Here is a 4,717-nt window from a genome sequence, read left to right as displayed (position 1 = left end):
GACCCATCCTGTTGAGCGGGGCAAGGATGTCCTGATAACGAGGACCGACGATGCGAGGGATGAGATCGAAACCGCGGGCGTCCGGCCCGATCAGGATTCGCGGCTTGTTCTTCTCGACGCCCGCGAGGATGACCTTCGCGGCACGAGTCGGTGTTGTCATGGCAATCTGTTCGAATCGCCGTGCGACCTCGTCGTGGCTGCCCAGATCGTTCATACCTCGCGCGTTGGCGACGATGTTGGTTTTGATTCCTCCCGGGTGCACACAGCTGACGCCCACGGGGTGGCGTGCGATCCTCATCTCCTGACGCAGCGCCTCGGTGAAGCCGCGGACCGCGAACTTGGCGGAGTTGTACGCGCTCTGGCCGGGGATGCCCATCAACCCGAACACGCTGGACACGTTCACCAGATGACCGTCGCCGGATTCGATCAGCGCGGGCAGGAACGCCTTGGTTCCGTTCGCTACACCCCAGAAGTCGATGTTCATCACCCACTCGAAGTCATCCCACGTCATGTCGACCACATCGGCACCCAACGCGACGCCTGCGTTGTTGAACACCAGGTTGACTTGCCCGAACTCGTCGGCGACAGCATCGGCGTGGGCGTGAACGGCACGGCGATCGGAGACGTCCACCCTGTACGACTCGGTACGCGCACCCGCCTTCTCGCACAAGATCTGCGTCTCGGTGACGGCGTCGACATCGATGTCGGACAGCGCGAGGCGCGCTCCCCGGTGCGCCAGGTCCAACGCCAGTGCTCGGCCTATCCCTGATCCGGCACCGGTGATGACCGCAACCTTGTCGTCGAATGTCTTCATGCGTCAATTCCTTCGGTCTCGAGATCGCTGTCGGTGGCCTGTGCCGGAATGGCCAGGAAGAATTCGTGGTCCGACGGCGTGAACCGTCTGGTCTTCAGCCAGTATTGCCAGGTGAAGCCGGGCCATACGGTCCGGTTCACACCGTGCGAATCCAGATACCAGTTGGTGCACCCACCTGTGCTCCATACGCCTTTGGCCAGTTTGCGTTGGATGTCGGAGGTGAAGTCTCGCTGCGCTTTCTGTCGCACCGTCGACGCATCGGCAGCTCCACGTTCGACGACATCGATTGCCTGAAGTACATAGTGGATCTGTTGCTCGATCATGAACACCACCGAGTTGTGGCCGAGACCGGTGTTGGGCCCAAGTAGGAAAAACGCATTGGGATAGCCGGCGGCGGTGATACCGAGATGCGTTTCGATACCGTTTTCCTTCCAGTGCGGCACCAACTTCTTCCCACCGATGCCGGCCACGTTGACGGCGTCGAACCCGTCGGTGACGTGAAATCCGGTGGCATAGACGATTACGTCGACATCGCGTTCGGTTCCGTCGGCGCTGACGATCGAGTCGGACCGTATTTCGTCGATACCGTCGATGATCACATCTGTATTGGGTCGTGTCAGCGCCGCGTAGTAGGAGTCGGATCCGAGAATGCGCTTGCACCCGATCCGGTAGTCCGGAATCAACTTGCGTCGCAGGGCGGGATCCTTCACCTCGTGCTCGATGTACTTGCGCGCAGCGAATTCCACTGGCCGCAGCAGATTGGAATGACCGTTCAGCCCCACCGCCAGCGATTCCGCCGACCAGTAGACCGAACCACGCACGAGCTTTCGGAGCGCAGGTAAGCCACGGAAGAGCCGACGCACCCCCTTCGGAATGGCGAAGTTGCGACGCGGAAGCACCCAGGCAGGCGAACGTTGGTACAGCTGTAGTTCACCCACAGTGTCCACTATCTGCGGCACGAACTGCACGGCGCTCGCTCCCGTGCCGATGACTGCCACCTTCTTGCCCGTCAGATCCACGTCGTGATTCCACCGAGCGGAGTGAAATGCGTCGCCGGTGAAGGACTCTGCACCGTTCAGCGCAGGGATATTGGGGATGTGCAGAGCGCCGACGCCCGAGACCAGGAACTGCGCGATGTACTCGTCACCGTCCGCAGTCTCGACGTGCCACCGCAATTCGGTCTCGTCCCAGTACCCGCCGATGCATTCCGCGCCGAACCTGATGTGCCGATCGAGCTGGTACTTCTCGCTCAGTTTCTGGAGGTACGCCAGGATCTCAGGTTGACCGGACCACATCTGTGTCCAGTCCGGGTTGGGCTCGAACGAGTACGAATACATATGCGACGGCACGTCGCAGGCACACCCGGGATAGGTGTTGTCGCGCCATGTTCCTCCGAGAGTGTCGGATTTCTCCAACACGAGGAAATCCGCTCGTCCCTTACGCCGGAGTTGTATGGCCATGCCGAGGCCGGAAAAACCGGTTCCGACGACGAGTACGCCGGTGCGATGAACCGTCATCGATCAATTCCCCTGTCGAATGAAGAGCTGGTGGCAGAACGCCGGTGAGCTTCCACAACCGGGTGGTGAGCACACCGTCGAGCATGTGGGCCGAGCCGAGAAAGTGGACGAGCGGCGCAGCCAATTCGGCGCGGCGACGGCGACGCATGCGCCGAGACGCGATCACACCCCGGACGGGCGACATTCCGATCGAGCGGTAGACCGCGGGTGAAACAGTGATCCTCAGAATCACATTTGCCAGAACAGCGAGCAGCGCTCTGTTGTACGCCGCCGAGATCCAGCCTGCACTCCGCTGCGCAGCCAACACCTCGGCCTGTGCAGAACGCACACGCTCGGACCAGTCCAGCCCGTGCAGCTTCACGGACTGGCGCACGTGCGGTTCGATATCGGGGTCCTCGACCACATCGGCGAATCCCCTGGTGAACGTTTCCTCGACCAGAAGCTTCGTTGCATGCGATGCCGCCCCCAGCGGCAGGAAATGCAGCAACTTCACTGCGGTCGCTGTGCCGCGCGGAGGCTTGTACGGCGGCACACCGGACGCCCGGACCAACCGACCGAAGGTGAGTGTCGTGCGCGAGCCCCCACCCACCTCGAGCAACGCCTCCCGCGCCACCGAGGTGTTCAAACCCTCCTCCTGCGCACGCCTGAGCTGGTTACCGGTGAGAATCGCCGATAAATAGGCGACCGTGCTCCACACGCTGACAGCTTCGTGGAGCGTCAGTGTCCGTTGCTCGTCCGGCGTCAGAGCCGACCAGCGACGAGTCCCGTACAGCGAGACCGACTTCGGTGCCATCGCGTACTTGTCGAACTGCCAGGGCGCGTCCCAATCGATATCGACATGCGGGTCGTACTGAATCCTGCGAGAACTACCCGTCGAACGTGCAGTCACAGGAGATCGTCCGGCACAGCGCGCGTCATCCGCCACAACCTGCGCGTGAGGAAGCCGTCGCACATCCCGGCGTCGGCGAAGAACCTGATCATCGGCTCCGACGCGAACTGCATGTTCGTCTTGTACGTGTTGCTGCGCATAGCGGTGACGATTCCTCGGATCGGATGAATACCGACCGATCGATAGACCCTGGGGTTGATCAGGATGGGGTAAGTGACGTTTGCGATCGCAGCCAGGATGACTCGATGCAGCGCACGGTTCAACCGATTGGTCGAGCGCATTCCGCGTACCATTTCCTCACGCGCGTAAGTGATATGACGCGATTCTTCGAGTACATGAATGCGCATCATCTGCCGCAGATGGGGCTGCATGTCCGGGTCGTTCTGCGCTTCACGCTGAACGCGGTCGAGAACTTCCTCGATGAGCAGCGTTCCGCCGTACGTCGCCGGACCGATCGGCAGAAACTGCCCCAACTTGACCAGAAACAGCGAACCCTTCGGCAGCAGGTACGGCTCCACACCGGCCTTCTCGATGAGCTTGCCGAACATGATGGAGTGACGCGACTCCTCGCCGATCTCCGCGATCGAATACATCGAGTGATCCGACAGTGAGCCCCTCCCGAACACCCTCAGCAGGTTCGCGCTGAGGGAGCCCTCGGCGTAGATGCCGAACGACAAGATGCTGACGATCTCATGACGACCCAGCTCGATCTTCTGTTGCTCGGTGAGCGTGTCCCACAGTTTCGTGCCGTACAACGACACCCGGTGCTCCGGCATCCACCGCTTGCCCTCTTCGAGTGGGGCGTCCCAATCGATGTCCACTTCGGCGTCGTAGAACTTGTCGGCCGTCGACTTCAGCAGACGCTTCGCCGTCTTCTCCCGCGGACCCACCGTCCGCGCGCCCACGGTGGCCGCGCCCTTCGTCGATACGGCAGATGTCTTCGCTACCGGATTCACAACCGATCCCCCCTTGTGATCGCCGTCCGTCACGCACTGTTCGCGCCCGAACCAGCTCGACGATTGGAAACAGCTTGATGATTGGAAACAGCTCGATACCTGAAACCGGCGGTAGCCAATACCACCGGTAGCAGGTACCATCGAAGTGTGGTTGAGATCACCGAGCATGTCAAGCCCCACCGAGGCTCGCCGGTCGTGCGCGCGCAGGTGGCAAACACCGCCCCCAAGCCGGACGCTCGGAGCGAAAGATGGCGTGAACACCGACTTCTCGTACGTCAAAGCTTCGTCGACGCAGCGTTGGCGGCGATCGATCGGTATGGTCCGGAGGTCAGCATGGGCGATATTGCCAAGACCGCCGGGGCAGCCAAGCCCAAGTTGTACCGACACTTCGCCGACAAGTCCGATCTCTACGCCGCCATCGTCGAGCATGTGCAGGAGATGCTGTGGGATCGAATCCTGCAGACCATCAACCTGTTCGAGGACTCGGTGGCAACACTCGTCTCGCGGGGCACGTCGGAGTACGCACTCATCGTCTCCGAAC

At 61.5% G+C, this 4,717-nt stretch carries 5 protein-coding genes; 1 reads left to right on the top strand and 4 read right to left on the bottom strand.

All coding sequences use genetic code 11. From position 1 onward, the window contains the following. From WBQ44_RS09220 to WBQ44_RS09205, 4 genes are all read right to left on the bottom strand, one after another. Positions 1-814: SDR family NAD(P)-dependent oxidoreductase (locus WBQ44_RS09220; protein WP_495566401.1), on the bottom strand; the 814-nt coding region annotated here is incomplete at its 3' end. Beyond that, positions 811-2,331: a flavin-containing monooxygenase gene (locus tag WBQ44_RS09215; protein WP_495566400.1), complete on the bottom strand. Its 1,521-nt coding sequence runs from the start codon at positions 2,329-2,331 to the stop codon at positions 811-813. The genes WBQ44_RS09220 and WBQ44_RS09215, both read right to left, overlap by 4 nt. After that, entirely contained in the window at positions 2,252-3,220 is a 969-nt protein-coding gene (locus tag WBQ44_RS09210; RefSeq protein ID WP_495566399.1) for a diiron oxygenase, read from the bottom strand. The genes WBQ44_RS09215 and WBQ44_RS09210 overlap by 80 nt, the downstream gene beginning before the upstream one ends. Further along, positions 3,217-4,176, bottom strand: a complete 960-nt coding sequence (locus tag WBQ44_RS09205) for an AurF N-oxygenase family protein (RefSeq protein WP_495566398.1) — start codon at positions 4,174-4,176, stop codon at positions 3,217-3,219. The genes WBQ44_RS09210 and WBQ44_RS09205 overlap by 4 nt, the downstream gene beginning before the upstream one ends. A 147-nt stretch (positions 4,177-4,323) precedes the next feature. Between WBQ44_RS09205 and WBQ44_RS09200 the strand changes: the two genes are divergently transcribed. Continuing rightward, the coding region (locus WBQ44_RS09200) for a TetR/AcrR family transcriptional regulator (protein ID WP_495566397.1) at positions 4,324-4,717 on the top strand (394 nt) is incomplete at its 3' end.

The sequence above is a fragment of the Rhodococcus sp. (in: high G+C Gram-positive bacteria) genome (assembly GCF_049591685.1).
Lineage (GTDB): Bacteria > Actinomycetota > Actinomycetes > Mycobacteriales > Mycobacteriaceae > Rhodococcoides.
The sequence above is the reverse complement of the archived record's forward strand: the minus strand, read 5'-3'. Positions and strand labels throughout refer to the sequence as shown.